Consider the following 26208-nt stretch of genomic DNA (forward strand, 5'->3'; position numbering starts at 1 on the left):
AGGCGATTGTAATGAGTATATTTATCCGATGAAGCACGCATTTATAAATTGGCTGTTTGAGTCGCATTGCGTACTTTGCCAAGGCCCAGTCCCAGCCGCGCTGGGCTTGTGTGAGTATTGCTTAGAAGATTTACCATTATTTGATTTAAGCGAGCAAAAAAACTTGCTATATCGCCCTGATATTATTGAAATGTTTCCTAACTGCGAATTTGATAAGTTATTTTCCTGTGCGTTTTACCAGCCCCCTTTTGAGCAATGGCTGAAGCAACTTAAGTTTAATAATCAAATACATTATAAAAATGCATTACAACAAGTTATTACTAAACAATTGAGTACTTTTTTTACTCCTGGTTACCCGCTGCCCGATACCTTTATTATATTACCACTGCATAAAAGTCGATTTTTTCAGCGCGGTTTTAATCAAGTAACACAAGTATGGCAACCGTGTTTATCATCTTTTAATTTACTTAGTGATTCGCTGTTACGTAATAAAAAAACGCACGCACAATCTAAGCTAACTAAAGCTAAGCGGGTTAAAAATTTAAAAGACGCATTTATATGTACTGCAGATATGAGTGGTAAAACGGTGGCAATTGTTGATGATATTATGACCACAGGCGCTACACTTAATGCAGCCACCCAGGCTTTAAAACAGGCAGGCGCTAAACAAGTGTGGGCTTTTACCACTTGCTTAACGCCTATTTAAAATTTTAATAGTTAGTCGCCACTTACCCGAAACGTGTGGCCAAAAAACAATGCGTTACTAAGTAACCTACTTGTACCGTACCAATAACCTCTAAACACCGGATCGTCGGTCATACCAATTACTGCTCCACGCCCGTAAGAGTGCGCAATTAAGCCTGCTGCGCCGGCAACTTGAGTAACATTTACAGCATCGGTAAAGCCCGCAAGTAATGGCTGCTCAGTATAGGTAAGCACATTAACAAACGGTGCCTCTGAGGTCTCCAGCAACCAAGTGCTATTTTTAAATACAGGTAGCGTATTACGTGGTAATGAAAAGGTAAGTGGGTGAGTTAAATCTACATGGGTATTAAAAATAGCGCCTGCAATACGCTGACGCCCAGCTAAATGCTCTTTATCAGCATAGTTTAAACCGTCGGTTTTAAACGCACTGGCTACTTCTTTGCGAGACAAGTAGCTGGCTTTTAATAGTTGCTGATCCGCTAAAAATTTAGCACCGCCTTTGTGACCCCAAATAACACCGCCTTTTCTAACCCAACCTTTTATGGCCACTTTATCAGCGTCAGATAAACCACTGTAGTTACCATGAGCCAGCACAATATGGCTGTAATTACTTAGCTCAATTGAGCCCAAACGCTCTAGCTCAATAATGGTTGGAGCAACACCCACAAAACGGTCTAGGTAGTACCACACTTCTCCAGCTTCATATTGGCTTACCCCTTTACCGCCTAACAGCAGCACTTTGGGAGCGCTAAGCACCGCCATTGAGCGTGACCCTAAATCGGCACCTTTACTGGTTAATCCTGACGTTATTGGCTTAATAGCAATGCCAAACTCATTTTGCGCCTGATTAAGCTGTGCTATCCAATCACTATTTGTTTGTAACCCTGCAGGAATAATAATACTCCCCGCTGCAAAATTTACTTCTTCGCTGTTTACTGACTTAGCCGTTAATGAATTTAATGCAACACGGGCTTTTACCCCTTGCTGCAGTAAACTATTGAGCATTTTTGGCGCCAAGGTATCATCCCACGAAAAGCCAAATGCATACCCTTCATTAAGTTGTGCAAAGCGCGGTGTAGCGGCTTGTTGCCATGCGTTATCAGCAACTTTTAATCCCCAACTACTGGTTACTTTAGCAAAGGGTAAATTAAATGCATGCGCTAGTGTCCAGCCAGATACATCGTAAAAAGTGTTATCGGCAAAGTTTTTTTGTTCGCTAAAAATAGCTTTAACTAAACGGTATTGTGGCTGTGCTAAAGGCACAAAATAGCTATTGCTAGAATAAGTTTCACCACCTGCTTTTAGCTCTTTTGTTAAAGGGTAAGCGTTAATTTGGTGCTGTTGCAGTAAGCTTAAAAAGTCGTTAACTCGGGTGTTATCGGCTGCACCTGCAACTACATAACCTTGAAAGCTTTCATCGGCTGCTAAATCTATCGCCTGGTTATAAAACTTAGCTTGGTAATCGAGTAAGGCTTGGCGGTTGTCTATCGCAGCTTTAAATGTTGATAAACTAGTAAGCAGCTGGTTTTTAATAGTAAAAGCAAAGCTGAGAGGCCCATTTACGGTTTCTTGAATATGCCCGCGCGAACTGGCTTGTTCAAATAAAATACCTACGCCACCATTTACGTCTGGGTAAGTTGAGCCTTTACCGTAATAAAAGTCATCAAAGCTTTCTTCGGTGAAGTATAGCGCATTATTTTCGTCTAATGTTTTAGCATGATAATTTGCAATTGCTTTAGTTAAGCTGACATTTTCATCAGGCGTAATCGGGTGTTTGCGCGATGGAATACCGGGCTGAAAAAAGTAACTGCTGTTTGGCCCCATTTCATGAAAGTCGGTTAAAATATTTGGTTTCCACTGATGAAACTTTGCAATACGCGCACGCGATTCTGGGTGTTGTAGTAATAACCAGTCGCGGTTTAAGTCAAACCAGTAATGATTAGTACGGCTACTTGGCCAGCTTTCCACGTGTTCCCGGGTAACGGGGTCTGACGATAAGTTCATACCACGATTACTATTAGCCCAATTAGCAAAACGAGCTAAACCATCGGGATTAAGTGAAGGGTCGAGTAAAATAACGGTATTATTTAATAGCTCATTTATTTCATTACCTTGCGCTGCGGCTAAGTAATACGCCACCAGCAATGCAGAATTACTGCCCGACGACTCATTGCCATGTACGCTGTACCCCATCCATACAACACCAGGCTGCTCTGATGATTGCGTGTTGCTAGGCGTTAAACGCGCTAAATGGGCTTGGCGAATTTGCTCTATATTTTTTAATTTATTGGCGGCGGTAATAGTCAGCATCACTAATGGTCGCTGTTCGTGCGTGCGCCCTATTACTTCAAAATTAATTCGATCACTTTTTTGTGCTAGTATTTCCATATAACGCACCAACTGATCGTGCCTTACATGCCACTCACCTACTTGATAACCAAGCACTTGCTCTGGAGTGGGTATACTTGGATCAAACTCAACATCCTCTGCAAAGTAGTAAGACAATGGTTTAGCTTGAGTTGAAAAACTCAGTATTGCCACCATTATCATTAATGTTATTTTTATTATTATACGCATATAATTTACTCATAAAATGTTTGTTGTTTGCACGCTAGCATTGCTTAAAATAGATGCCAACTTTTTACGCTCAACACTAGCCGCAACACGATGAGCGGGGTATGATATGCAGTATCCGAGTAATTTAGTCAAGTATAGACGGTCTTATGATTTCAATTTCCGAAACAGCACAAGCGCATTTTGCTAAACTATTAGCAGATCAAGCACAACAAACCAACATTCGTGTTTTTGTTGTAAACCCTGGTACATCACAAGCGGAATGTGGTGTTTCTTATTGTCCAGAAGACGCTGTAGAAGACAGCGATATTCGCCTAAACTTTAATGGTTTTGACGGCGTTGTAGATGCAGAAAGTGCACCCTTTTTAGAAGACGCTGAAATTGATTTTGTTACCGACAAAATGGGTACTCAGTTAACACTAAAAGCACCTAATGCTAAAGCGCGTAAAATTAGCGGTGATGCATCGCTAAACGAACGCGTACAACACATGCTAGAAACCGAAGTAAATCCACAACTTGCTAACCACGGTGGCCAAGTAAGCTTAGTGGAAATTACCGCTGCAGGTATTGCTGTATTACAGTTTGGCGGTGGTTGTAATGGTTGTTCTATGATCGATGTCACATTAAAAGAAGGCATTGAAAAAGAGATGATCGAAAAGTTTGAAGAGATCACTGGTGTTGCCGATATTACTGAGCACCAAGCGGGCGATCATTCTTACTATTAATAAGCATTTTTAATGCTAAAGTCGCTTATATATAGCTTAGGGAGCAACCCTAAGCTTAGCTTAAAGCGTTTTTTTCGCGGCGTAGCACTGTTTGTGCTAGCCGTGATATTTATTTTTTTAGGCTATTACAGTCACTACAGCTTGCAAATTATTGGCGTTGTTATTTTAGTGCCAGCTTTGTTTTTTGCTGCTTGGGGCTACAGCGGTATTTTTGCTAATCGCTTTTCACAAGTACTTAAAAATATTGAGCCTAAAAACCACGACCCCGACCTATGGAAATAAGCCACCAAATTACCTTAATCTAATAACTGATTATTTGCCTTTAACTTTTGGTATTTCACTATTAATGTTACTCCTCGCATTAGCATAAAACAGCTCATTGCTAACCATAAACCATTATTCTCCCACTGATGAAACACTGCAAATACACCAAAAAAACCAACACTTGCTGAGAGCAACATACTATTTCGCATTGCCTTTGCCCGGGTAAGTCCAACAAATACACCATCAAATAAAAAGCAACTCATTGCCAATAATGGCAAGGCTATAATCCAAGGCAAGTACAGCGTAGCCGTGGTGATCACTTCCGGCACATTAGTTAATAGCGTAATAATATAGCGACCAAATATAGCAAAAAACAAACTGTATGCTAAAGCAAATAGCGCGCCCCAAAACACACTTATTTTTACCCAAAGCTCAATATTTTTTACACTTTGTTGACCTTTAGCATGCCCTACTTTTGCCTCACTGGCATAAGCAATGCCGTCGAGTGCAAAGCTTACCAACATTAAAAAGTTAAGTAATACTGCATTTGCTGCTAGCGTGGTTTCGCCAATTCGTGCGCCGTAAAAGGTCATAAAGCTAAAGCAGAGCTGTAAAATAAATGAGCGAATAAAAATATCACGGTTTAAGCTTAGTAGGTTTGCTATTTTTGTAATGCTAAACCAACCTGGTACGCTTAGTTTTATGCCGCGTTTTTTAGCTAATTTAATAACTAACACCACGGCAAAAACTAACGCGGTGTAATCGGCAATAAGTGACGCCCATGCAGCGCCTGCTACTGCCCAATCTAGGTATACAACAAAATATATGTCGAGCACTATATTGGTAATATTAGTCACTAATAATAAATAAAACGGCCCACGGCCATAATGCATACCTAGCATCCAACCTAATAGTACTAAATTACATAAGGCCGCAGGCGCACTAAAAATACGAATACTAAAATACTGATACGCTTGCGTAAGCACGTCGCTATTGGCCGCCGATAAAAATGCAATGGCGTGTTTTATTAAAGGCGATAAGGCGATAAGCAATACGGCAACAAAGCAAGAAAGCACTAAGCTGCGTTTTAATAACGCCGCCAATTGGGTTAAATCGTTTTGCCCATAAGCTTGTGCCACTAACCCTGTGGTGCTCATTCTTAAAAAGCCTGCGAGCCAAAATAATATTGATATAACCGCAGATCCCAGCGCAATACCGGCTAAATAATGAGCGCTCCCTAAGTGGCCAATTACTGCAGTATCAACAATTCCTAACAGTGGGACGGTAATATTTGATAATATCATCGGACCCGCTAACAACAACAAGCTTTTATGGTGTGCTTTATTATGTATAAGAAATTGTTTCATTTAGTATTATTTATCCTTATTAGTATTTCACTGCGCGCTCAAGCAGCCGTTATTTTACAGTATCATCACGTTAGTGAAACCCTTCCGGCGGTAACCAGTGTTAGCGCGAGCACTTTTACTGAGCACTTAAGTTATTTAAAAGAGCATAACTTTAATGTTATTCCTTTAGATGAGCTGATAACTGCGTTGCAGCAAAAACACACTTTACCAGATAAAACCGTCGCTATTACTTTCGATGATGGTTACAACAATAATTACGAGCAAGCAGCGCCAATTTTAGAAAAGTTTGGCTATCCGTACACAATTTTTGTCAATCCTAAGCTAATAGACGAAGGTAAAGGCTATGTAATGGGCTGGGATAAACTCCAAGAGCTAGCAAAAAAAGGCGCACTTATTGCCAATCATAGTGGCCAACACGATTACTTACACCATATGCTTGCAAACGAAAGCGATGCACAATGGCAAGCCCGCATTAAACAAGACATCCTACATTCACAGCAGCGTATAAAAACAGAAATTGGCCATGATTATAAATATTTAGCTTATCCGTATGGCGAGTTTAACAATAAGTTACAAGCCCTAGTAACCGAGCTTGGTTTTATTGGTATAGGTCAGCATTCTGGCGCTGTAAATAAAGATTCTAACTTTAGTCGCTTACCGCGTTTTCCGGCTTCGGGCTTTTATAGTAAATTAGATACGCTAATCACTAAATTGAATTCTCGCGCATTTAATATAACCGCGCTCACTTATGAAGACAGTGTAACGGCGCAAAACCCACCCAAACTCACTATTGAGTTTACTATGGGGGATTTTCATAAGAGTCAGTTTGCTTGTTATGTATCGAGTGTTGGCCAGGCTAATTTAACCTGGATAAATAAAAACACAGTAGAAGTCACCTCACCTAAAGCGCTCAATAAAGGTCGTTCGCGCTTTAATTGTACCGCCCCTGCAATTAACAATGCTGGTAGCTATTTTTGGTTTTCGCAGCCTTGGGTTATTGAATAGTTTTAATTACAGCAGTAAAAAAGGAGCCTAGGGCTCCTTTTTAATTTACTGTTTAAATAACTAGTTTTTATAATAATCAGCTATTTTTTTAAATTCTTGAGTTAACTCTTTGGAGTTTATTAACGGCACGCTACCTTGTTTAAATTCAGGTTTAAATATTGCTCTTACCGCCCCATTGCCATCGACCATAGCCACTGAAGCACTATGATCAACTGCATACTCTGACTCGCTACTATCACTTATAGCGTAAATTAAGCCTAACCCTCTCACCATAGGAAAAAGGTGTTTGTGCTCCCCCGAAACCGCTAAAAAATCGGGATTAAAGTAATCAATATAGTCTTTGCGTTTTGCTGGGGTATCTCGTTTGGGATCTACCGATACAAACCAAATTTGCACTGGGTAATCACTACGTAAATTTTTATACACCGCATTTAGTTTAGCCAGTGTTAACGGGCAAATATCGGGGCAGCTGGTGTAACCTAAAAACACTAAATTCCATTGCCCTAAAAATTGCTGCTTAGTAACCAATTCGCCATGTTGATCATCTAAACTAAAGTCGGCTAAAGGTTTAGCATTCTCGTACACTAAAGCATTAACGTCTGGCGGTGCATTATCACCTGAGCACGCCGATAAAAACAGTGTTAAAACAATAGCTAACCCTAGCCATAATTGCTTCATAATAGTAGCCATTTATCTATAAATAATATGATAAAGAGTACCATTAAATGAATAATTGAAAAGCGAAATAAATCCATAGCAGTGTCGTCGTTAGCGGCTAGTTTTAATTTAATCGCTTTATAAATAAAGACCGCATTTAATCCAGATGCGCCGATTAAATAAATTAACCCCGACATTCCTATCAAATAAGGAAATATACACACAATTGCCAGTAACACAGAGTAAGCAACCACACAGGTTTTAGAAAAATCGATACCATGCGTAACCGGTAACATAGGAATTTTAGCCCGTGCGTAATCGCTCTTACGAGCTATAGCTAAGGCCCAAAAGTGCGGAGGGGTCCACGTAAAAATAATCATCACTAGTAGCCAAGGTGCAGCTGCCATTTGCCCTGTTTCAGACACCCAACCCAATAAGGGTGGCATAGCGCCAGCAAGACCACCAATAACAATATTTTGTGGTGTAGCACGCTTTAAAAAAGAGGTGTATACAAAGGCATAACCCACCAGCGCAAATAAGGTTAATATGGCGGTAAGGGTATTTGCCCATAGCATTAGCATAATAAAACCTGCCACACCTATTATTGCTGCAAAACTCAGTGCATGTGCCTTACTTAGGCGGCCTTTAGCTACAGGGCGATGACGAGTACGCGCCATTTTGCTGTCTATTTCGCTATCAACAACGTGGTTAATTACCGCTGCTGCTGCTGAAAGCAATCCTATGCCAAGTAAGCTTATAAACTGTACACCCATGCCTCTGCCTACATCGGGTGCTAGCGCCAAACCAACCCACGCGGTCAGTACCAACATAGCGACTACTTTAAATTTACTAATGGCTAAATAATCTTGTAGTAAATTATAACTACGTGTAATTAGCGGTAGTGTATTTATAGGTTGTATTGCTTTTTTATCTATTGTAAGTGCCATAACAACGCTCCTTTCTATTTGTAATTTTAGGTTCGTGCTTTTAAGTTCGTGCTTTGAGGTAATAGCATAATCTAATTAAAGTTAATAACAGTATGGCAGCCATTAAGTTATGTGCCAGTGCCATACTTAACGGAATGTGCCAATGCACCACTGCGAGGCCTAAAGCAATTTGGCAAAATAAGACAACTAACACGCTAACGGCGCAGCTTTTTATTTTTTGCGAGTAGGCACGGCTGTATATTCGCCACATAATTAATGCCAATACTATGCAAGTAACTAATGCCCAAATACGGTGTAATAAATGAATCGACATACGTGCTTGCTGCGACAGGACGCCAAACTCGTAGTTACCATGCTCAAGCGGGAGCTGAAACACACTACTAAGCGAAAATGGCTGGGCATTACTACATAAAGGCAAGCCATTACAATGCGGAGCAGCGTAATTTGCAGCCAACCAACCTCCTAACGCTATTTGTATAATTAGTACGCTAAGCGCCACTAAGCTTAAACCAAAATAGCGTCTTGCACCTGCATCTCCCCCCATTATTGGCTTGGCGTTTAATCGTAAATATAATAAAGTGAGCAGCGCTAAAATACTAAAGCCACCAAGTAAGTGGCCCATCACTATTAACGGCTGTAAATTCATCGTAACCGTCCACATACCTAATGCAGCCTGAAATATCACTAACAATAACAGTAGTAATGGTAATTTAACTGGCGTTGTTGGCGATTGACGTTTTAAAAAAGCATATACAAATAAGGCTAATATGAGCAAGCCTAGCGTACCGGCAAAGTAGCGATGAATCATTTCTTTCCATGCTTTAGCGGTTTCAAACATCATATCGGGATAACTTTGTGCTGCTTGCGCTATATCGGCTTCATGTTTGGGTACAGTTAAAAAGCCATAACATCCTGGCCAATCTGGGCAACCCAACCCGGCATCACTTAAGCGAGTATAAGCACCCAACGCCACTACTATCAAAGCCAATAAGCCCGTTATTAATACCCAGTTTTTATAATTTTTATACATGGCATCTTCCTACTTAGCTCGAACGAGAATAACTCAGTAATTTTTTTAGATCTTTTAATAGTCCTTTTTGTACTAATCTATTTTCCTGTGGCTGTGTTTTAAATGGATACTCAAGCACTACAAGCCCCATATGGTCGATTAAATACAAACTAGCCGGTTGTAAGTTTGGTTGCGCATCTATACTTTTCCACGGGGAGTTGGCAGCTTTTACTTCGCCTATCACGGCTACATCTACTTTATTCTGGTTTTTGCCTAGCGCTATGTATAAATTATTTAGTGCGGCTAATTGCTCACTACAAGGCGTAGTACATCCATTGGAGTAATTTAGGGCAATAGTCCATTGCTTATGATTGTTTTGCGGCCAATTTTCATATTTAACCTGTTGCTGTAAAAACTCACCATTGTTAGTAATGGCGGTAGGTAACCAATCTAATTTAAGCGCGCTGTACGCTAAAATTAGCGGAATAGCGCAGCAAATGACAAACAGTAAAAGGGGGTTATTTTTCATTATGTGTCCTTTTTTTACTTGCAAAAATAGCCACTAAAACGCACGCCAGAGCAATTAAAAACCATTGCACCGCATAAGCGTGGTGTTTTTGTGGGCTCATAACAACCGCGGTATAGTGAGGTATACCTATTGCATCGCCGCTACCTTGGCGATACGCCATAAAATTAACTAATAATTGCTGGCTTTGTTCGCTCAACTTATTTAATTCAATTGTTTGCACTCGCTTTGGTAAATCAATGTTATTGGTTTTACTCTCGAGGCTAAAAGCAGTGAGGTTATTTTCTTTTATTTGAGCAGTAAGCGTAAAAGCGTGTTTAGGTAGGGTTACTTTGGGTAATGCATTGCGCGATAGGGGAGCTTTTATCCAGCCTAAATTAACCAAAATGGCATGTGTTTCGTTATTTGGCTTTAACAGTGCCAGTAAGTCATAACCCACCTGCCCGTTATAAACTTGGTTGTCTAAAAGCCAATATTCATCGTTAATAAAATGCCCTGTTAACTCAACTAACAATCCTGTTTTATTCCAGTTACTAGGTAGTTTAAGCATTTGCTGCCAGCTCATTACACCGTGCGTTTGCAGCGTTGCAATAGAAGCTAACTGCTGTTGTTTGTGTGTCGCACGTTCTAACTGCCAAAAACCTAAACGCACACACACCAAAACTACAATCACTACCATACAAATGGTGATTATTGAGCTAAACTTTTGTTCACGCCATCTAATTAACTGCATAAAGGGTCAACCTAGTGATGATTAAAATTTTTATTGTATTGTTGTTATTATTTATACTTTTTAACTTGTTTCGCGCTTTATTTATTATGGTCTCTGGAAAAACCCAAGGACGACCTATGTCTCACTTTTTAGGTCGTCGCGTATTATTTTCTGTGGTGGTATTAATAGTTGTTATTGCCGCACTAAAACTTGGCTTTATTAGCGGCAATAACGCCCCTTTAATAACTACAGCACATACACAAATATAAATAAGCATAACCAAACTACATCAACAAAATGCCAGTACCAAGCCGCCGCTTGAAAAGCAAAGTGCTTATCTTTAGTAAAGTGTCCTTTTAAAATTCGTAAAAATACTACCAATAAAATAATAGTTCCTAAGGTCACATGCATGCCATGAAAACCCGTAAGTAAAAAGAACGTGCTGCCATAAATACCGGCATCTAATGTTAAGTTTAAATCGTTATACGCATGAATATATTCTTCTACTTGTAGGCCTAAAAAAACTGCACCCAATAAAATAGTCAGTCCTAAAAACACTTTTAACTGGCCGCGTTTATCACTTTCTATTGCCACATGGGCAAAATGCAAAGTAACTGATGAGGTCAATAAAATTAAGGTGTTAATCAGCGGTAGACCTTGCCATCCCATAGCTTGGGTAGTGTCGCCCCCTGGCGTGGTAATTAATGGCCACACAGCTTCAAATGTAGGCCAAAGCACTTCGTTAGTCATGGCATTGTTATCGGCACCACCAAGCCAAGGCACAGAAAGCATACGGGCGTAAAAAAGTGCGCCAAAAAATGCCATAAAAAACATTACTTCAGAAAAAATAAACCAACTCATTCCTTGTCGAAAAGAGCGATCCATTTGCGCCGAATATAAGCCTTTCCCGGCCTCATCAATCACGTTTTTAAACCAGCTAAACAACATATACAGCAGTACTGCTATACCTGCGTACAAAATATAAATGCCACTGTCACCTTCTTTACCGGCACTCATTACGGTTAGAGCTGCACCTACTGCAATAAAAAATAATGCTACTGCGCCAACAATCGGCCATGGGCTTTGATCTGGTACATAATAATGCTCATATTCTTGCTTCATTTTATTTGCTCCTGGTTGTCACTAGTTAGGCTAGTTGTTATTGGCTGCTAGCCGCTCACTAATATCAAATACCGTATAAGATAAAGTTAACTCTTCAATGTCACTTGGTAGTGCGGTATCAACATAAAAAAGCAACGTAAACTCTAGTTCTTCACCTGCTTTTAATGGCTGTTGATCAAAACAAAAACACGCTATTTTATGTAAGTATTTTGCTGCTCTACCGGGTGATACCGAAGGCACTGCCTGCATTACTTTATCTTGGTCACTATTATTTTTGGCGCTAAACATTACCTCACGCATAGCACCGGGCTTTACCGCAACACTGTACTCTTTAGACTTCACAGCAAAGGGTGCACCGCTTTGTGCATGCGTGGTAAAGCTCACACTTATTTCGCGATTTTGTATTACTTGCGTGCTTTGCTTTGCTTGCTCTAATGATGGCTTACCGTTAATGCCGGTAATATCACAAAACACGTCATACAAAGGCACTAACGCAAATGCAAATGCAAACATGGCTAAGCAAATAACAACTAAGCGCTTAAGTAGCGGTGCGTGTATCATTATTTAATTTCCGGTGGTGTTGAAAATGTATGGTACGGAGCAGGTGAATCTACCTCCCACTCCAGTCCTTCTGCGCCTTCCCACACTTTTGCAGGAACCTTGTCGCCGCCGCGTGCGCATTTAATCACTACAGCTACAAACAACAACTGCGATAATCCAAAGGCAAAGCCGCCAATACTAATAATGGCGTTAAAGTCAGCAAACTGTAGCGCATAGTCGGGTATACGGCGTGGCATGCCTGCAAGCCCTACAAAGTGCATAGGAAAAAACAATACATTTACGCTTACCAGCGATAACCAAAAATGCCATTTAGCCAGCGCTATGTTATACATATTGCCAGTCCATTTAGGCAGCCAATAATACGCGCCTGCCATAATAGAAAACACCGCTCCCGTTACCAGTACATAATGAAAATGTGCCACTACAAAGTAGGTATCATGGTACTGAAAATCAGCCGGTGTAATGGCCAGCATCAATCCCGAAAAACCACCTAAGGTAAACAACACAATAAAAGCAATACTAAATAGCATGGGGACTTCAAACGTAATTGAACCGCGCCACATAGTGGCTACCCAATTAAATATTTTTACTCCAGTGGGCACCGATATCAGCATAGTCGCGTACATAAAAAACAGCTCGCCAGCCACCGGCATACCGGTAGTAAACATATGATGCGCCCACACTGTAAAACTCAACAACGCAATTGACGCCGTGGCATATACCATGGAGGAATAACCAAAAAGTTTTTTACGCGAAAAGGTAGGAACTATAGTAGAAATAATGCCAAAAGCCGGCAAAATCATTATGTATACTTCGGGGTGGCCAAAAAACCAAAATATGTGCTGAAACATCACCGGATCACCGCCACCAGCTGCATCAAAAAAGCTGGTTGCAAAGTATTTATCGGTGAGCACCATGGTCACTGCACCTGCGAGTACCGGCATAACCGCAATTAATAAAAATGCCGTTATCAGCCAAGTCCATACAAACATAGGGACCTTCATCCAAGTCATGCCTGGGGCACGCAAGTTAACTATGGTTACAATTACATTAATTGCCCCCATAATGGAGCTAATACCCATAATATGCACAGCAAATACAAACATGGCGGTATTGTCATTACTGTAGGTTGTGGACAGCGGCGCATAAAAAGTCCAACCAAACGCAGGACCGCCACCGGGCATTAATAGCGATGATAATAAAATTAAAAACGCGAATGGTAAAATCCAAAAACTCCAGTTATTCATTCGGGGTAAGGCCATATCAGGCGCGCCAATCATTAATGGCACCATCCAGTTAGCTAAGCCAGTAAAGGCCGGCATAACGGCACCAAATACCATAATCAACCCATGAACCGTGGTCATTTGATTAAAAAAGTGAGGATCGACTAATTGCAATCCTGGCTGAAATAACTCAGCGCGGATCACCATAGCCATAGCACCACCAATAAAAAACATAGTTAGCGAAAAAATTAAGTACAAGCTACCTATATCTTTATGATTTGTGGTATATAACCAGCGCTTAAAGCCTTTAGCAGGATGATGAGCGTGGTGAGCTTCATTAATGTCAGGTTGTTCTACTATGCTACTCATTAGTTCGCCTCCCCATCGGCATCAAGTGCTGCCTGTATTTCACTTGGTTGAATTACATCACCGGTATCATTACCCCATGCATTACGCTTATAAGTAATTACCGCTGCTAATTGCTTTATAGAGAGCTGTTTAGCAAAGGCTTGCATGGCTGTGCCGGGGCTTCCGTGAATAACAATATCAATGTGGTCTTTTATATCGCCAAGCACTATCGGGCTGCCTTTAAGTGCAGGAAAAACGCCTGGCAAACCTAACCCTGTGGGCTGATGACATGCAGCACAATTGGCCATATACACTTGCTCACCCAAAGTCATTAATTCTTCTTTAGGGAGTGTTTGGTCAAGTAATGCAGCATCTGCTGCTGCTGCTTTTTGCTTTGCTTGTTTAGCATCTGCTAGCCAAACTTTAAAATCGGCCTCTGACTTAGCCTCTACTACCACTGGCATAAAGCCATGATCTTTACCGCATAGCTCAGCACACTGACCGCGATAAATACCGACTTCGTTTATGTTGGTCCACGTTTCGTTAATAAACCCCGGGTTTGCATCTTTTTTAATAGCAAAATCGGGCACCCACCAAGAATGAATAACATCGTCGGAGGTCATTAAAAAGCGTACTTTTTTATTGATCGGTAATACCAGAGGCTTATCTACCTCAAGTAAATAGTTGGGGTTTTTATCGGCTAGGTTAGCAATTTCATTTTGCGGTGTGGCAAGTATTGAGTAAAACTCAACATCTTCCCCCATATATTCGTAATGCCATTTCCATTGTGAACCAGTTACTTTAATAGTGATATCCGCTTTACTGGCATCTTCCATCGCTATTAATGTTTTAGTTGCGGGGACTGCCATTGCTATTAAAATAACAAATGGAATTGCTGTCCAGAGTATTTCTACTTTGGTACTTTCGTGAAATTGAGCAGCAACTGCTCCTTTAGATTTACGATGATGAATAAGTGCCCAAAACATAACGGCAAATACAATCACGCCTATTACACAGCATATTAAAAATATGGTCATGTGTAGTTGATAAACATTATTACTTATATCGGTTACGCCTTTGCGCATATTATATTGGCTATTTGCCAATGCTAACTGCGGAAAAACAAACAATATAAGCCACAAGGTAGAGCTCAATTTACCCATGTGACAGCTCCTTTAATACTGTTGCGAGTGCAAAACAAAAAGACATAAGCTTTAAATGCCAATTTGTTATTTTTTATTTTTGTATTGCTGCCGGATATATAAATATATTTTCTCAAAACTAAAGCTGTGAGTTATTGTTAGTCCAGCCCATTAACAATTAGTTAATAATTGAACAACTAGCAAGTTTTAGTTTGAAAAATAATCAAATAATATTAGGGGATTAGCGTAAATATGGGATTTATTTAATTTTGTTCTAAGCAGGAAGTGAGCAACAGCAAGGGTTACAAATAAAAAGACAGCGATAACGAGTATTAAATACTTAAATGATAAAAAACATAAACTTAATATAATTTTTTCATTGCAGCGGAATTTTCACAAAAAAAAGGCAAAAAAAAGCGCACTAAAAAGTGCGCATTAATTATCTGAGCTATTAAATTATGCCGATATTTTACATAGCTATAACAGCTTAATTGTCACATCCAGTCAGCATTACGAATAACCCCAACAGCTAAGCCTTCAATATTAAAAGATTCGTTTTCAAGATCCACTTCTATCGACGAAAATTCTTTATTTTCAGCATGCAATAATACTTTTTTGCCTGCTTTTTCTAAGCGTTTTACCGTTACATCGTCATCAACGCGGGCAACAATAACTTGGCCATTTTCGGCAACTTGAGTGCGATGAACAGCCAGTAAATCACCATCCATAATACCAATATCTCGCATGCTCATACCATTTACACGCAATAAAAAATCGGCAGCGGGTTTAAACATTAACGGGTCAATTTTACAATGGCTCTCAACATGTTGTTGCGCCAAAATAGGTTCGCCGGCAGCTACACGGCCTATTAACGGTAAACCAAGTTGTTCTGGTTCATCTTCTTCAATAAGTTGAATACCACGGCTAGCGCCTGGTTTCATTTTAATAGCGCCTTTTTTAGCCAGCGCTTTTAAATGCTCTTCTGCTGCATTAGCACTTTTAAAGCCTAATGTTTGTGCAATTTCTGCGCGTGTAGGAGGCATACCAGTGTCTTTAATAAACACTTTAATAAGTTCGAGTATTTGCGCTTGGCGGTTAGTTAATGGTCGCATACAACTGGTTTTCCATACAGTACATTTAACTGTGAGTATATACAGTTATCTGAAAATCGCAAATTTAAATTACTCCTCGCCTTTGCTTCCAAAGGTGGCATTGGTCTAAGCTTAAAATTACCAAGTAAATTACAGATAAAATTACGCAGATCACGATAGTGTTAGTTTTACGTTACATTAATTACATAACTACTAAGTTGTTGCTGTTATTAAAAATTAGTTAACTATCGTTTTTGTAATGGGCCTTAACTTCATCAATGTGAATTAACGGAGAGTGTTATGAATATCACTGTAGCGGTAATAATTAACGGTCCTAAACGTAAAGTATGGGCGGCAATAACTGACATCGAAAACAGTGCCAATATGCTGTCTGGCATTATTGATGTAAAAATAATCGAGAAGCCACCACAAGGGCTAGTGGGCCTAAAATGGTTAGAAACACGAAAAATTTTTGGCAAAGCAGCCTCAGAAACCATGTGGATCACCGAAGCTGTTACTAATGAATACTATTGCACTCGCGCAGAAAATGGCGGGGCAGTTTATACCACTAAGCTGTCACTTACCGCCGCCGAACCTAGCACCTGTTTAACCATGACTTTTTCTGATAGCTCTGAGTCTATTTGGGTAAAAATGATCTCTGCAGTGATAGGGTTTTTTCTTAAAAGTTCGATGCGTAAAATGCTAAAAAAAGATCTCGATGAAATTAAGCACTATGTAGAAAGCAAAAAGTAGCACTGTATTACCATGCAGTAGCTGCACTAATTTGGCTATCATATCGCCATGAAAAATCGTATTATCGGTTATCGTTTTCAACCTTTAAAGGAGTAACAATGAGTATTTGGCATCAACCTATTACTTTAGCGTTTTGTAAGCAGTTAGACCAAGGCATAAATGGCCAAGGTACACTGATGAAAACCATGGGGATTGAAATAACTGAAATTGGTGATGATTACTTAGTTGCCACTATGCCAGCAATTCCTGCGCACCATAACCCTATAGGCATGGTGCATGGCGGAGCAAACGTGGTTTTAGCCGAAAGTGTTGCCAGCTACGCGGCTAATTTTGTGGTCGACTTCACTAAATTTTATTGTGTAGGGCAAGAGATCAGTGCCAGCCATTTAAAAGCCTCGCGTAATGGCACCTTAACCGCCACCGCAAAAGCGTTTCATATTGGCAAACGTAGCTCAGTATGGGAAATAAAAATAACGAATAGTCGCGGCGAGCTTTGCTGCGTATCAAAAATGACCGCAGCTGTTGTAGAGCGCAAAGGCTAACGCTATTTTTCTAGCGGGTAAATAGTAATTTCCATGCCTGCACCAATTGCCGATATACGTAATAATGTATCGGCGTGCAGCGCTTGGTTAAAACACTTTGGCGAAGTGCCCGATTCAAAACCAATATCAAAGGTACGGCGCGAACAACTCAACCATTGCTTAAGTGCAGCCCGCGAGCATGACTCTACTAACTCACATAAGTGGTTAATTGCTTTATCCGGTGAAGATATTTCGCCTGTTACTTCTATACGCGCTAACTGACGGTATTCGTCTTTATCATAATGTAAAATAGTGGCGATTTTTTTTAGGTCAGCTACAAGCACGCTAATATCTTGCTTTGACTCAAGCTCTAGGTCTACATTTAAAAATTGAATTTCCGACATTGTCTGCTGTTTATCCTCTAATTAGTTCGCTGTAAACTTTAACGCAGTTTTACGCTTATACCAAATCAACTCTGCAATATTCACCTTTTTTATCTGAATAGTCGGCTATTTTTACGCATTTATTGACGCTTTACTTACTCTTATTTCACGAATAAAAAATATTTAAGCACCAAAAGCTCACTATTATAAAAGTGCTGAGCTAGCTCCATAAAAATAGCTAGCTACTCGCATTTAAAATTTAACCACTATTTTTTATTCTAAATGTTTAAATCGACTTAAGTGCTGCTTTAACATTTGGTTTTCAGCAATCAACTCATCCCGTTCATCCAATAATTGTAAAACCAAAGCAATAGCAGACCAATCTAACGATAAGTCATGCTGAATACGCGCAGCCTTTTTAACTAAGATCACTGTTGATACCGTAAATTGCCATTCTGTAACGCGCTCGCCCTCAATAGGAATAGCAATGCTGTGCTCAACCAATTCATATAATATGGCTTCGCTAATATCACTACTCACACACAATTCTTGGCTAGTGAGTAAATTGCCTTGTGGTGCCTCGATAATTTTCATTATGACTTGCTCCAATTGCTACGGGGGTCAAAATGGGCTTTTTCGGCCAGCTCTTGCCAAAGCTTTTTGCTAACATCATCACTCAATGCTGGATTAACAATTTTAATCACAGCAAATAAGTCACCTTTGGCTTTTTTACTAATTAACCCTTTACCTTTAATGCGTAAACGTTGACCCGATTGACTATTAGCTGGAATAGTTAGTTGGATTTTTCCGGCTAATGTAGGTAAATTTATTTTAGTGCCCAAAGCAGCTTCCCATGGTGCAAGAGGTACCACTATGTTTAGGTCATGCCCCTCAACGTCAAATAATGGATGAGGCACTAAGCGAATTTGCAAATACAAATCGCCATTAGGGCCATTTGCCGAACCTAATCCACCTTGGCCTTTTAAGCGAATGCGTTCGCCATTAACCGAGCCGGCAGGAATTTTAACTTTAAGCGATTTTTTAACTTCAGATACACGGCCACTACTGTCTCGCTGCGGCAGCATAAACTCAATTGGTTTAACGGTATCGACTAACGTTTCTTCAAGAAATACCGGGAATTCAATTTCCACATCTTGTCCTTTTTGCGCACGAGCGCCACCAGTTCTGCCCTGCCCGCCATGGTTAAACCCACCTGCGCCGCCAAACATTGAATTTACAAAATCAGAAAACTCCTGATCGGCTTGGGGATCACCTTGCTGATAATGGTTTTGTGACGAGCCATAGCTACCGCCATAATTTGCTTGCTGCTGAGCACGGTTTTGTTGATTACGACGTAACACATCGTATTTAGCGCGCTCTTCTTTGTTGTGAATAACTTCGTAAGCTTCACCTATCTCTTTAAACTTTTCCTCGGCTTGAGGTTCTTTACTTACATCTGGATGATATTTTCTAGCTAGCTTTTTATAAGCTACTTTAACCGCTTTATCGTCTGCATCGGGCGATACTCCAAGCACGGCATAATAATCTATAAATTTCATTCGCAATCCAAATCACAAACTTATGAGCTTTCATCATACTCTTTAAGTAACAACTTTTGTTTATTTAAACAACAATTTAAAGTAGATAACCTGAGCTCCGGATAATAAAACTAAATATAACTATGATTCAATACGTTAGTAAATCTCTTAACCAGAGCTAAGGTTAAATACTAAAGAACGGTAAATATGGCTTTAAGTAAACTTTATCTTTTAGCTTCAAGTCATTAAACTAGCCGCTCCTGTAGTTCACGTATGTGATGGATATGACTCGATTTATTTTAGCCTTGTTGGCTTTTTTTGTATGCTTTTCGCTATCGGCTGAAGAATTTACTCGGTTTTCAACCGCTAAAAGACACCTAATTAAAACCCTCCCTAGTAATGCTAAAAGTATTTACTGTGGCTGCGATATAAAAAAACAGGGTAAAAAACTAGTTCCTGACCCCACTAACTGTGGCTATGTGCCACGCAATACACATACCCGCTCAGGTAACGTAAATGCACGCGCTTTACGCATAGAATGGGAGCATATTGTGCCTGCCTGGGAGTTTGGCCACCAATTACAATGCTGGCAAGATGGCGGGCGTAAAAACTGCCGTAAAGTAAGTGCTAAGTTTAGAAAGATGGAAGCCGATATAAACAACTTAGCTCCTGCTATTGGTGAAATTAACGCAGATCGTTCTAATTATCGATTTGGAATGCTTAGTGAAAGCGCCACCCAATACGGTCGCTGTGAAGTTAAAGTTAACTTTAAACAACGAGTAATAGAGCCTCCTTTTTATGCCCGTAAACAAATAGCCGACGCTTATGCCTATATGCAAAAAACTTACGGCTTAAAAATATCAAATAAACAACAGCAGTTATTTAATGCTTGGCAACAACAAGCGTATGCCGCGCAAACCAATACCAAAAAGCTTTAATTTAAAGGTATTAGGAGCCAGTTTAATATTTAACCTGAACTCTGGTTAAGAGATTTACTAACGTATTGAATCATAGTTATATTTAGCTTTATTTTCTCTAGCCAGAGATTTCCAGTGAAAACAAGGCGAATTTACGCGTCAATAGCTGGCCTATTGCAAGTAAATTCAACGCAGTTAGCGCTGAAAATAGCTGCTTGAGATAGGTTTATTATCCGGAGTTCAGGTTATTTAACGGCACAAAAAAGCGCGCTATTGAAGTAATGCCCAATAGCGCGCTTTTTTAATTGAGTTTTATTCTATAAATATTATAGATCTTGATGCGGGCCAAAAATTTCGTAATGAATGTGTCCGTTATTAACGCCTAATTCTAGCAGTTGTTTTTTCACAAAGGCCATAAAATTAGCGGGTCCACACAAGTAAAAGTCGCCGTTGCTCAGTGGCAATTGCGCTTGTACTGCGTGTAAATCCATAAAACCGGTAAAATCAGCTCCTACATCGCCTTGATTAAACCAAGTCATGGTTTGTAAGCGCGGGTAAACAGTGCTTAGTTCATTTAAATAATTAGCAAATGAGTGCTGCTGAGTATTTTCGCAAGCATGCAAATACATAATATTTTGATTAGCAGTATCGCTTAATAGCGTCTCTAACATTGCTACCATTGGCGTTTGCCCAACACCCGCTGAAATAAGCACAGCAGGGCTGGTGTTATTTCGTAAAAAGAAATCCCCTGCAGGCGGATATAGCTCTACTATTGCGCCTTGCTCTAGTGAGTGTAAATGGTTAGACACCATGCCAGGGTTTGGTAATAACTCTTTTTTAACGCTAATACGGTAGTTTTTACCATTACTTTTTTGCGAAATAGAATACTGGCGGATCTCTTCATATTCACTAGCCTCTGGCTTAACTTTAATACCTAAATATTGACCCGGTTTATGGGCAATTACTGCATCGCCATCAACTGGCGTAAGCGTAAAGCTAGTTACCAGCTCTGACTCTGCCTGCTTATTAGTTATTGCAAACTGACGTGTGCCTGCCCAACCGCCTAAGTTATTTTTGCTGTGCTCGTATAAAGCAGCTTCCTCAGTTATACAAATATCAGCAAGTACGCCATACGCTTCACGCCAAGCATATTCAACATCTGGCGTGAACTGCTCAGGAATAAGCTCTTTCAGCGTGCCAATTAAATGTGCACCAACAATTGGGTAGTGCTCCGGCAAAATATTTAAACTAGTATGTTTATGGTTAATACGCCCAAGTGCCGCTTTTAACACCTCTAAATTATCAATGTTTTGTGCATAAGCAGCCAATGCGTTAAATAATGCAAATTGTTGACGGCCGGTATCTTGGTTGCTCATATTAAAAATATTTTTAAGCTCAGGATTATGACTAAATAAACGCTTGTAAAAATGATCAGTAACAACCGTACCTGCCTCTGCTAATAAAGGAACAGTACTTTTAACAATTTCAATAGTTTTATCAGATAACATCTAGGTTTTCCTACGTGTGAATAATACCCAATTAATAAAATAGGTATAGGTTAACCACGACGCCCATCAACACGACGCTGTGTTAAAATAGGTGTGCAGTGAATTAAAAATAATAAAAAGGCAATTAGCCACAGCCCAGCACTTAGCTGCCAAGCTAGGTGTGGCCCAATAACAAAAGGCAGTAAAGAACGAGTAATCCCAGCCACTAACACTAAAGCAAAAGCAACCGCCATATAATGTGGAATAGTCAAATAGCGCCCGGTATGCCCATGAGATACGCGTGTCATCATGGCTAAAATCATCATCCCTATGGTACTTATGGTAATGAGGTGTAATGCATCTTTAAATAAAATAACACTGCTGTAAAAACTCACGGCTACCAGCATTAAACCTACACCTAGTGCCAAGTACGAAAAATGCAAAGACCATAACAAAGGAACTTTAAGTACGTTTTTATCCCACCAATAAAAACTACGGATTAAATGCAGCACAGCAACAACAGCAAGTGCCCAGCCTGGGTTTAGCTGATTAAAAAATAACTGACTAAGAAAAAACACCGCAATACTAAAAACGCTCATATACAGTAATACTGAGTCAACGTTAGCTGTACGTACCTGCGCTGTTAAACCAAGGCCTTTACTGGTAAAAAATGGCAATACACGCCCTGCTACTATGCCAATTAATAAGGTCATCAGTAATACTGCTGTATCAACAATGGCAAGCGCAAACTGCATGTTTTGTTCAATCAGCAGGGCCAAGTAAACAATATTTAACGTACACAGCGCCGCTAATAGCACTAAAAATTGATAGTTATTTTTGCTTTTAGCGGTTAATAACATATTAGCTAATGCTGCAATAACACCTAGCCACCATGCGAGCTGTAACACTAACACCGCATATAAATTAAATTGTGCAAAAGCAGGCAAAGACACAAAAAATGCGCCTCGCGCCCCAAGCCATAGCAGCGTTAATAGCATTAACTTTTTGCCACTAATGCTAGGTACTCCAGTCCAGGTTTGCGCGGCGGTAAGTAAAAAACCCACTGCAACAACACCTGCAAAACCAAATAACATTTCGTGGGCATGCCATAATGTAGCGGGGATTGTTAACTGCCAAGTTGCACTACCCGTTAAAATTAATAACCAGTAGCCTATTGAACTAAAAGCCAACAAGCCTGCGGCTAAAAAATAGGGTCTAAATGGCAGCATCCATACTGGCCACTGCGTTATTTGGTAAAAGCGAATATTAGCCGGTACCGGCTGAGATAAATTAATAGGTCGCATTAACGAACTTCCTTCCCCATGCCATGCAGTGCGATACAACGCAGCACATAGCTAATTTTTAAAATAGCAGCAATAATAATAGTGCTAATATGTGCCGAAATTTGCACCGGTATAGAAAAGTAACCGGCAAAAGGGTAGCTAATTAAAATACTGGTTATTAGTAATGCACAACTAGCTGCTAATAATGAGTTTGCCACTAGCAGTAGTTTTTTCAGTAAACAAGCTGTCTCAATTTTGTAGCTTGGATTATGTATAACCAAGGTGTTCATAACGGCCTCAACAACTAATGCACTTAACTACCTATTACACTTATCGTGCCAATAAAATAAACATATATATTTCAATGAACTAACTTATCCACCTTTGCTTTTTATGTCTTTATGACCTACCATAAATCAAACTAAAAAACACATAAGAGTCATTTTGACATGAGCAGCGCAATTAATCTCACTGCCGTAGCGGTAAAGCTGGCTCAAAGCACATTAGATAAAAACTGTTTTGAGCAATTACTTACTGTCCTTGAAACAGTGATTGCCAGTGATGCCAGCGCACTGCTTGAGCTACAAGGTGAGCAGCTCAAGCCACTTGCAATTAAAGGCTTAATGCCAGATAGCCTGGGGCGGCGTTTTAAGCTTAGTGAGCATCCGCGCTTAGAAGCTATTTGTAACACTCAGCAACCACTGCAATTTGCCCATGACTGTCCATTGCCCGATCCGTACGACGGCTTACTACTAGCAAAAACTGGCGACATTCCGGTACATGCTTGCTTAGGTTTACCCTTATTTGATCAACAACAGTTATTAGGTGTGATTACGTTTGACAGCCTAAATGCCAATGCCTTTAACGCTATTAGTGCGCAAACGCTTAGCACCTTACAAACGCTATGCAGCGCACATTTTAAAACGGCATTACAGCTGGCTCATTACAAATTACATGCACAGCATTCTAGCGCCTTAGTGCAAGAGCTTAACCGCGAAGCACTCACCCGTGATGGCGGCGAAATTATTGGTCAAAGCTCAGCAATACAAGCACTTAAAAATGATATAAAACTTGTCGCCGCCTCTAATTTTAGTGTGTTAATTTTAGGCGAAACCGGCGTAGGCAAAGAGCTGGTTGCACGTAATATTCATTTACACTCGAAACGCAGTGAGCAGCCACTTATTCATTTAAACTGTGCTTCGCTTGCTGAAAATCTCGCCGAAAGTGAGTTTTTTGGCCATGCTAAAGGCGCTTTTACTGGGGCGGATCATGCGCGCCAAGGTAAGTTTCAGCTAGCGCACGGTGGTACTTTATTTTTAGACGAAATAGGCGAGCTACCACTGGTACTACAAAGTAAATTGCTACGGGTATTACAAAGTGGCGAAATACAAACAGTAGGCGAAGACGAAGTGAAATATGTTGATGTGCGGGTTATTGCTGCTACTAATCGTAATTTAAAAAAAGAAGTAGCCGAAGGACGCTTTAGAGCCGATTTATACCATAGATTAAGTGTCTACCCGCTAACGGTAGCGCCGTTACGCCAGCGTGAAAACGATGTGGTTTTATTAGCTGGTTTTTTTGTTGAGCAAACCGCACGAAAATTAGCAATAAAACAACTTAAGTTAAGTGTCGATGCACAATTATTGTTAACCCAATATCAGTGGCCGGGTAACGTACGGGAGCTAGAGCATGTAATTAGCCGCGCAGCACTAAAGGCCAAACAAAGCCAATGGCAACAAGCCATTATTACCATAAAGCCCGAGCACTGTGAGCTAAACCTTAGTACTAGTAATACAACACAGTTATCATTACCTGCTAGTACCACAAACACCACCACTGGCAGTAGCACTAACATAGCAGAGCAAAATTTATCACTTAAGCAAGCAACCGATACCTTTACCCATCATTTAATTAGTCAGCAGCTTGAGCAACATAATTATAACTGGGCAAGTGCAGCACGCACCTTAAAAGTAGACCGTGCAAACTTATTTCGCTTGGCTAAACGCTTAGGTATTTCAGTCAAAAAGTCGCTATAAAATAGCTATAAAACCGTCAGTTCATCTAAGTTAGGGGCTTTACAGCAAGTAGCCCCCAGCAGAGCAGCAAGCGATTGATAGTGCGGCGAAAAATACAGTAACACTTCACAATGCAGTCCACTTTTTGCGTAATATTTAACGTAAAGTGGTGCGTTGGTAGCCATTGCTAGCTGTTTTATTTTAGCCAGCTCTGCATCTGCAAACATAGCATCACCTAAGTTTTTATAATGCCACATTAGCTTGCTTTATTGGTTTGAAAATAGGTTTTTAACAATTGGCTAAACGCCTGTACCTTTGCGGTACGATGCACCAAATGATGCGTTACTAGCCATATATCAGTACACCAGATTAATTCATTAGATAAAATGGGTACTAAATTAGCGTATTGAGCCGCAACATTGTGCTGTAACCCACCAATTCCTAAGCCTTTAATTACAGCACGCGTAGCTTCTGAGGTTTCTGACACACGCAGTTTTATTTGCGGCGCTGCAATATGCTGATCTACCCATTCAAAATACGGCACCCGCGCATTAAAGCCCGCCACGCCAGAAATAAAGTTATGTTGCTGTAAATCACTCAGCGATTTAGGCATACCATATTTATTAATATATCGCTGATTAGCATATAAACCCGAGTTAAGCTGAGCCAAATGCTGTGCAATATAGTCGCCTTCATCGGGCCTTGGCCCTGCACGTACGGCAATGTGCGCCTGACCGTGATCGAGCCGTAAACGCTTTTGCTCTAAAATCATCTCAAGCTGCACTTGTGGATGTAGCGCCTGAAATTGCTCGCACACATCGCCAAGCACATCCATAAAGCCACTAACCGTGGTTAACAGTAAACTGCCGCGCAGTGTGCTATCAGCCGCAGCAATATCATTATGTAACTGCTCAAGAGAGCTGTCGATCACTTGTGCGGTACTAAACAGCTTAGCGCCTGTTTCTGTTGCTTTATAGCCACGAGCATGGCGATGAAACAAACGTGTATTTAAGTTTTTTTCAAGATTATTAATTCGCCTAAGCACTGTACTATGGTGCACATTAAGCGCCTCTGCCGCCGCAGTTAAGGTACCTAAACGTGCAACCTCAAAAGCCACTTTAACATCTTGCCAATCTTCAAACTTAACCGCCATACTGTGCCACCTTAAACTTATGTGCATATACGCACATAAGTGTTGCGTTTATTCGGGTTTTCTTCAAGTCATTTTTTGTTAAAGTAGCCCCATATTATCTACATTAACCTGAACTCTGGTTAAGAGATTTACTAACATATTGAATCATCGTTATATTTAATTTTATTTTCTCTAGCCAGA

General features: G+C 40.2%; 29 protein-coding genes. 9 read left to right on the forward strand and 20 right to left on the reverse strand.

Features of this window, described 5'->3' with window-relative positions:
* Positions 1–28: 28 nt before the first annotated feature.
* On the forward strand, positions 29–706 hold the full coding sequence (locus tag J5X91_RS11020) for a ComF family protein (protein WP_208834849.1): 678 nt from the start codon (positions 29–31) through the stop codon (positions 704–706).
* An 11-nt stretch (positions 707–717) separates the two neighbouring features.
* Here the strand turns inward: J5X91_RS11020 and J5X91_RS11025 are convergent, their stop codons facing one another.
* A complete protein-coding gene (locus J5X91_RS11025; protein ID WP_208834857.1) occupies positions 718–3249 on the reverse strand; it encodes a M14 metallopeptidase family protein in 2532 nt (843 codons plus the stop codon).
* Between the two features lie 179 nt (positions 3250–3428).
* Between J5X91_RS11025 and nfuA the strand changes: the two genes are divergently transcribed.
* Together nfuA and J5X91_RS11035 are read left to right on the forward strand one after the other, a co-directional pair.
* Entirely contained in the window at positions 3429–4004 is a 576-nt protein-coding gene (gene nfuA, locus J5X91_RS11030; protein WP_011329488.1) for a Fe-S biogenesis protein NfuA, read from the forward strand.
* A gap of 12 nt (positions 4005–4016) precedes the next feature.
* Positions 4017–4286: a hypothetical protein gene (locus tag J5X91_RS11035; RefSeq protein ID WP_011329489.1), complete on the forward strand. Its 270-nt coding sequence runs from the start codon at positions 4017–4019 to the stop codon at positions 4284–4286.
* Between the two features lie 14 nt (positions 4287–4300).
* Here the strand turns inward: J5X91_RS11035 and J5X91_RS11040 are convergent, their stop codons facing one another.
* Positions 4301–5572: an MATE family efflux transporter gene (locus tag J5X91_RS11040; protein ID WP_244363839.1), complete on the reverse strand. Its 1272-nt coding sequence runs from the start codon at positions 5570–5572 to the stop codon at positions 4301–4303.
* A 42-nt stretch (positions 5573–5614) separates the two neighbouring features.
* Between J5X91_RS11040 and J5X91_RS11045 the strand changes: the two genes are divergently transcribed.
* Positions 5615–6640, forward strand: a complete 1026-nt coding sequence (locus J5X91_RS11045; protein ID WP_011329491.1) for a polysaccharide deacetylase family protein — start codon at positions 5615–5617, stop codon at positions 6638–6640.
* Between the two features lie 60 nt (positions 6641–6700).
* Here the strand turns inward: J5X91_RS11045 and J5X91_RS11050 are convergent, their stop codons facing one another.
* Genes J5X91_RS11050 through J5X91_RS11070 form a run of 5 tightly spaced genes read right to left on the reverse strand, consistent with a single transcriptional unit; the run spans position 6701 to position 10512 of the window.
* A complete protein-coding gene (locus J5X91_RS11050; RefSeq protein WP_208834851.1) occupies positions 6701–7318 on the reverse strand; it encodes an SCO family protein in 618 nt (205 codons plus the stop codon).
* Positions 7315–8244, reverse strand: a complete 930-nt coding sequence (gene cyoE, locus J5X91_RS11055; RefSeq protein WP_011329493.1) for a heme o synthase — start codon at positions 8242–8244, stop codon at positions 7315–7317. The genes J5X91_RS11050 and cyoE overlap by 4 nt, the downstream gene beginning before the upstream one ends.
* 40 nt (positions 8245–8284) lie before the next feature.
* Positions 8285–9274: a COX15/CtaA family protein gene (locus J5X91_RS11060; protein ID WP_089368859.1), complete on the reverse strand. Its 990-nt coding sequence runs from the start codon at positions 9272–9274 to the stop codon at positions 8285–8287.
* A 13-nt stretch (positions 9275–9287) separates the two neighbouring features.
* Positions 9288–9782 (reverse strand): transmembrane cytochrome oxidase associated protein, encoded by a 495-nt coding sequence (locus J5X91_RS11065; RefSeq protein ID WP_086997112.1) that lies wholly within the window; start codon positions 9780–9782, stop codon positions 9288–9290.
* A complete protein-coding gene (locus tag J5X91_RS11070) occupies positions 9772–10512 on the reverse strand; it encodes an SURF1 family protein (protein ID WP_208834852.1) in 741 nt (246 codons plus the stop codon). The genes J5X91_RS11065 and J5X91_RS11070 overlap by 11 nt, the downstream gene beginning before the upstream one ends.
* 17 nt (positions 10513–10529) lie before the next feature.
* On the opposite strand from J5X91_RS11070, the gene J5X91_RS11075 reads away from it, so the two are divergent.
* A complete protein-coding gene (locus J5X91_RS11075; protein WP_050754475.1) occupies positions 10530–10760 on the forward strand; it encodes a DUF2909 family protein in 231 nt (76 codons plus the stop codon).
* Here the strand turns inward: J5X91_RS11075 and J5X91_RS11080 are convergent.
* From J5X91_RS11080 to lexA, 5 genes are all read right to left on the reverse strand, one after another.
* Positions 10738–11613: a cytochrome c oxidase subunit 3 gene (locus J5X91_RS11080; RefSeq protein WP_011329497.1), complete on the reverse strand. Its 876-nt coding sequence runs from the start codon at positions 11611–11613 to the stop codon at positions 10738–10740. The two genes, J5X91_RS11075 and J5X91_RS11080, sit on opposite strands and share 23 nt — an antisense overlap.
* 30 nt (positions 11614–11643) lie before the next feature.
* Entirely contained in the window at positions 11644–12174 is a 531-nt protein-coding gene (locus tag J5X91_RS11085) for a cytochrome c oxidase assembly protein (protein WP_086997121.1), read from the reverse strand.
* Positions 12174–13766 (reverse strand): cytochrome c oxidase subunit I, encoded by a 1593-nt coding sequence (ctaD, locus tag J5X91_RS11090; RefSeq protein ID WP_011329499.1) that lies wholly within the window; start codon positions 13764–13766, stop codon positions 12174–12176. The genes J5X91_RS11085 and ctaD overlap by 1 nt, the downstream gene beginning before the upstream one ends.
* Positions 13766–14908: a cytochrome c oxidase subunit II gene (coxB, locus tag J5X91_RS11095; RefSeq protein WP_011329500.1), complete on the reverse strand. Its 1143-nt coding sequence runs from the start codon at positions 14906–14908 to the stop codon at positions 13766–13768. The genes ctaD and coxB overlap by 1 nt, the downstream gene beginning before the upstream one ends.
* 473 nt (positions 14909–15381) lie before the next feature.
* Positions 15382–15999, reverse strand: a complete 618-nt coding sequence (lexA, locus tag J5X91_RS11100; protein ID WP_041454613.1) for a transcriptional repressor LexA — start codon at positions 15997–15999, stop codon at positions 15382–15384.
* Between the two features lie 279 nt (positions 16000–16278).
* Here lexA and J5X91_RS11105 point away from each other — a divergent pair, with 279 nt between their 5' ends.
* Positions 16279–16731 (forward strand): SRPBCC family protein, encoded by a 453-nt coding sequence (locus J5X91_RS11105; RefSeq protein ID WP_011329502.1) that lies wholly within the window; start codon positions 16279–16281, stop codon positions 16729–16731.
* Positions 16732–16829: 98 nt separating this feature from the next.
* A complete protein-coding gene (locus J5X91_RS11110) occupies positions 16830–17273 on the forward strand; it encodes a hotdog fold thioesterase (protein WP_011329503.1) in 444 nt (147 codons plus the stop codon).
* 2 nt (positions 17274–17275) lie between these two features.
* Here the strand turns inward: J5X91_RS11110 and J5X91_RS11115 are convergent, their stop codons facing one another.
* From J5X91_RS11115 to J5X91_RS11125, 3 genes are all read right to left on the reverse strand, one after another.
* Complete coding sequence (locus tag J5X91_RS11115; protein WP_011329504.1) at positions 17276–17656, reverse strand: hypothetical protein; 381 nt, start codon at positions 17654–17656, stop codon at positions 17276–17278.
* A 252-nt stretch (positions 17657–17908) separates the two neighbouring features.
* A complete protein-coding gene (locus tag J5X91_RS11120) occupies positions 17909–18229 on the reverse strand; it encodes a chaperone modulator CbpM (protein WP_011329505.1) in 321 nt (106 codons plus the stop codon).
* Positions 18229–19194, reverse strand: coding sequence for a DnaJ C-terminal domain-containing protein (locus tag J5X91_RS11125; protein ID WP_089368862.1), 966 nt, complete (start codon positions 19192–19194; stop codon positions 18229–18231). The genes J5X91_RS11120 and J5X91_RS11125 overlap by 1 nt, the downstream gene beginning before the upstream one ends.
* Before the next feature lie 257 nt (positions 19195–19451).
* On the opposite strand from J5X91_RS11125, the gene J5X91_RS11130 reads away from it, so the two are divergent.
* The gene (locus tag J5X91_RS11130; protein WP_086997141.1) at positions 19452–20111 is read left to right on the forward strand and encodes an endonuclease; all 660 of its coding nucleotides are present in this window, start codon (positions 19452–19454) and stop codon (positions 20109–20111) included.
* A 305-nt stretch (positions 20112–20416) separates the two neighbouring features.
* On the opposite strand, the gene hmpA is transcribed toward J5X91_RS11130, so the two are convergent.
* From hmpA to J5X91_RS11145, 3 genes are read right to left on the reverse strand one after another with little or no spacing between them, the layout of a single operon-like run.
* Complete coding sequence (hmpA, locus tag J5X91_RS11135; protein WP_208834853.1) at positions 20417–21598, reverse strand: NO-inducible flavohemoprotein; 1182 nt, start codon at positions 21596–21598, stop codon at positions 20417–20419.
* A gap of 50 nt (positions 21599–21648) precedes the next feature.
* Positions 21649–22881, reverse strand: a complete 1233-nt coding sequence (locus J5X91_RS11140) for an NnrS family protein (protein ID WP_208834854.1) — start codon at positions 22879–22881, stop codon at positions 21649–21651.
* The gene (locus J5X91_RS11145; RefSeq protein WP_208834855.1) at positions 22881–23150 is read right to left on the reverse strand and encodes a hypothetical protein; all 270 of its coding nucleotides are present in this window, start codon (positions 23148–23150) and stop codon (positions 22881–22883) included. Before J5X91_RS11145 ends, J5X91_RS11140 begins: the two co-directional genes overlap by 1 nt.
* 159 nt (positions 23151–23309) lie before the next feature.
* On the opposite strand from J5X91_RS11145, the gene norR reads away from it, so the two are divergent.
* The gene (gene norR / locus J5X91_RS11150; RefSeq protein ID WP_208834856.1) at positions 23310–24896 is read left to right on the forward strand and encodes a nitric oxide reductase transcriptional regulator NorR; all 1587 of its coding nucleotides are present in this window, start codon (positions 23310–23312) and stop codon (positions 24894–24896) included.
* A 5-nt stretch (positions 24897–24901) separates the two neighbouring features.
* On the opposite strand, the gene J5X91_RS11155 is transcribed toward norR, so the two are convergent.
* Entirely contained in the window at positions 24902–25132 is a 231-nt protein-coding gene (locus J5X91_RS11155; RefSeq protein ID WP_076922631.1) for a hypothetical protein, read from the reverse strand.
* Positions 25132–26028: a LysR family transcriptional regulator gene (locus tag J5X91_RS11160; RefSeq protein WP_011329513.1), complete on the reverse strand. Its 897-nt coding sequence runs from the start codon at positions 26026–26028 to the stop codon at positions 25132–25134. The genes J5X91_RS11155 and J5X91_RS11160 overlap by 1 nt, the downstream gene beginning before the upstream one ends.
* Positions 26029–26208 lie beyond the last annotated feature (180 nt).

Source organism: Pseudoalteromonas sp. K222D (assembly GCF_017653575.1).
Lineage (GTDB): Bacteria > Pseudomonadota > Gammaproteobacteria > Enterobacterales > Alteromonadaceae > Pseudoalteromonas > Pseudoalteromonas nigrifaciens.

Coding starts and splice junctions, on each gene's coding strand:
- J5X91_RS11060 (WP_089368859.1), bottom strand. CDS start 9,274: ATGTATAAAAATTATAAAAACTGGGTATTAATAACGGGCTTATTGGCT.
- cyoE (WP_011329493.1), bottom strand. CDS start 8,244: ATGGCACTTACAATAGATAAAAAAGCAATACAACCTATAAATACACTA.
- norR (WP_208834856.1), top strand. CDS start 23,310: ATGAGCAGCGCAATTAATCTCACTGCCGTAGCGGTAAAGCTGGCTCAA.
- J5X91_RS11120 (WP_011329505.1), bottom strand. CDS start 18,229: ATGAAAATTATCGAGGCACCACAAGGCAATTTACTCACTAGCCAAGAA.
- J5X91_RS11125 (WP_089368862.1), bottom strand. CDS start 19,194: ATGAAATTTATAGATTATTATGCCGTGCTTGGAGTATCGCCCGATGCA.
- J5X91_RS11105 (WP_011329502.1), top strand. CDS start 16,279: ATGAATATCACTGTAGCGGTAATAATTAACGGTCCTAAACGTAAAGTA.
- lexA (WP_041454613.1), bottom strand. CDS start 15,999: ATGCGACCATTAACTAACCGCCAAGCGCAAATACTCGAACTTATTAAA.
- J5X91_RS11035 (WP_011329489.1), top strand. CDS start 4,017: ATGCTAAAGTCGCTTATATATAGCTTAGGGAGCAACCCTAAGCTTAGC.
- J5X91_RS11020 (WP_208834849.1), top strand. CDS start 29: ATGAAGCACGCATTTATAAATTGGCTGTTTGAGTCGCATTGCGTACTT.
- J5X91_RS11065 (WP_086997112.1), bottom strand. CDS start 9,782: ATGAAAAATAACCCCCTTTTACTGTTTGTCATTTGCTGCGCTATTCCG.
- J5X91_RS11075 (WP_050754475.1), top strand. CDS start 10,530: ATGATTAAAATTTTTATTGTATTGTTGTTATTATTTATACTTTTTAAC.
- J5X91_RS11130 (WP_086997141.1), top strand. CDS start 19,452: ATGGATATGACTCGATTTATTTTAGCCTTGTTGGCTTTTTTTGTATGC.
- coxB (WP_011329500.1), bottom strand. CDS start 14,908: ATGGGTAAATTGAGCTCTACCTTGTGGCTTATATTGTTTGTTTTTCCG.
- J5X91_RS11080 (WP_011329497.1), bottom strand. CDS start 11,613: ATGAAGCAAGAATATGAGCATTATTATGTACCAGATCAAAGCCCATGG.
- J5X91_RS11050 (WP_208834851.1), bottom strand. CDS start 7,318: ATGAAGCAATTATGGCTAGGGTTAGCTATTGTTTTAACACTGTTTTTA.
- nfuA (WP_011329488.1), top strand. CDS start 3,429: ATGATTTCAATTTCCGAAACAGCACAAGCGCATTTTGCTAAACTATTA.
- ctaD (WP_011329499.1), bottom strand. CDS start 13,766: ATGAGTAGCATAGTAGAACAACCTGACATTAATGAAGCTCACCACGCT.
- J5X91_RS11110 (WP_011329503.1), top strand. CDS start 16,830: ATGAGTATTTGGCATCAACCTATTACTTTAGCGTTTTGTAAGCAGTTA.
- hmpA (WP_208834853.1), bottom strand. CDS start 21,598: ATGTTATCTGATAAAACTATTGAAATTGTTAAAAGTACTGTTCCTTTA.
- J5X91_RS11160 (WP_011329513.1), bottom strand. CDS start 26,028: ATGGCGGTTAAGTTTGAAGATTGGCAAGATGTTAAAGTGGCTTTTGAG.
- J5X91_RS11040 (WP_244363839.1), bottom strand. CDS start 5,572: ATGATATTATCAAATATTACCGTCCCACTGTTAGGAATTGTTGATACT.
- J5X91_RS11085 (WP_086997121.1), bottom strand. CDS start 12,174: ATGATACACGCACCGCTACTTAAGCGCTTAGTTGTTATTTGCTTAGCC.
- J5X91_RS11155 (WP_076922631.1), bottom strand. CDS start 25,132: ATGTGGCATTATAAAAACTTAGGTGATGCTATGTTTGCAGATGCAGAG.
- J5X91_RS11070 (WP_208834852.1), bottom strand. CDS start 10,512: ATGCAGTTAATTAGATGGCGTGAACAAAAGTTTAGCTCAATAATCACC.
- J5X91_RS11045 (WP_011329491.1), top strand. CDS start 5,615: ATGTATAAGAAATTGTTTCATTTAGTATTATTTATCCTTATTAGTATT.
- J5X91_RS11140 (WP_208834854.1), bottom strand. CDS start 22,881: ATGCGACCTATTAATTTATCTCAGCCGGTACCGGCTAATATTCGCTTT.
- J5X91_RS11145 (WP_208834855.1), bottom strand. CDS start 23,150: ATGAACACCTTGGTTATACATAATCCAAGCTACAAAATTGAGACAGCT.
- J5X91_RS11025 (WP_208834857.1), bottom strand. CDS start 3,249: ATGGTGGCAATACTGAGTTTTTCAACTCAAGCTAAACCATTGTCTTAC.
- J5X91_RS11115 (WP_011329504.1), bottom strand. CDS start 17,656: ATGTCGGAAATTCAATTTTTAAATGTAGACCTAGAGCTTGAGTCAAAG.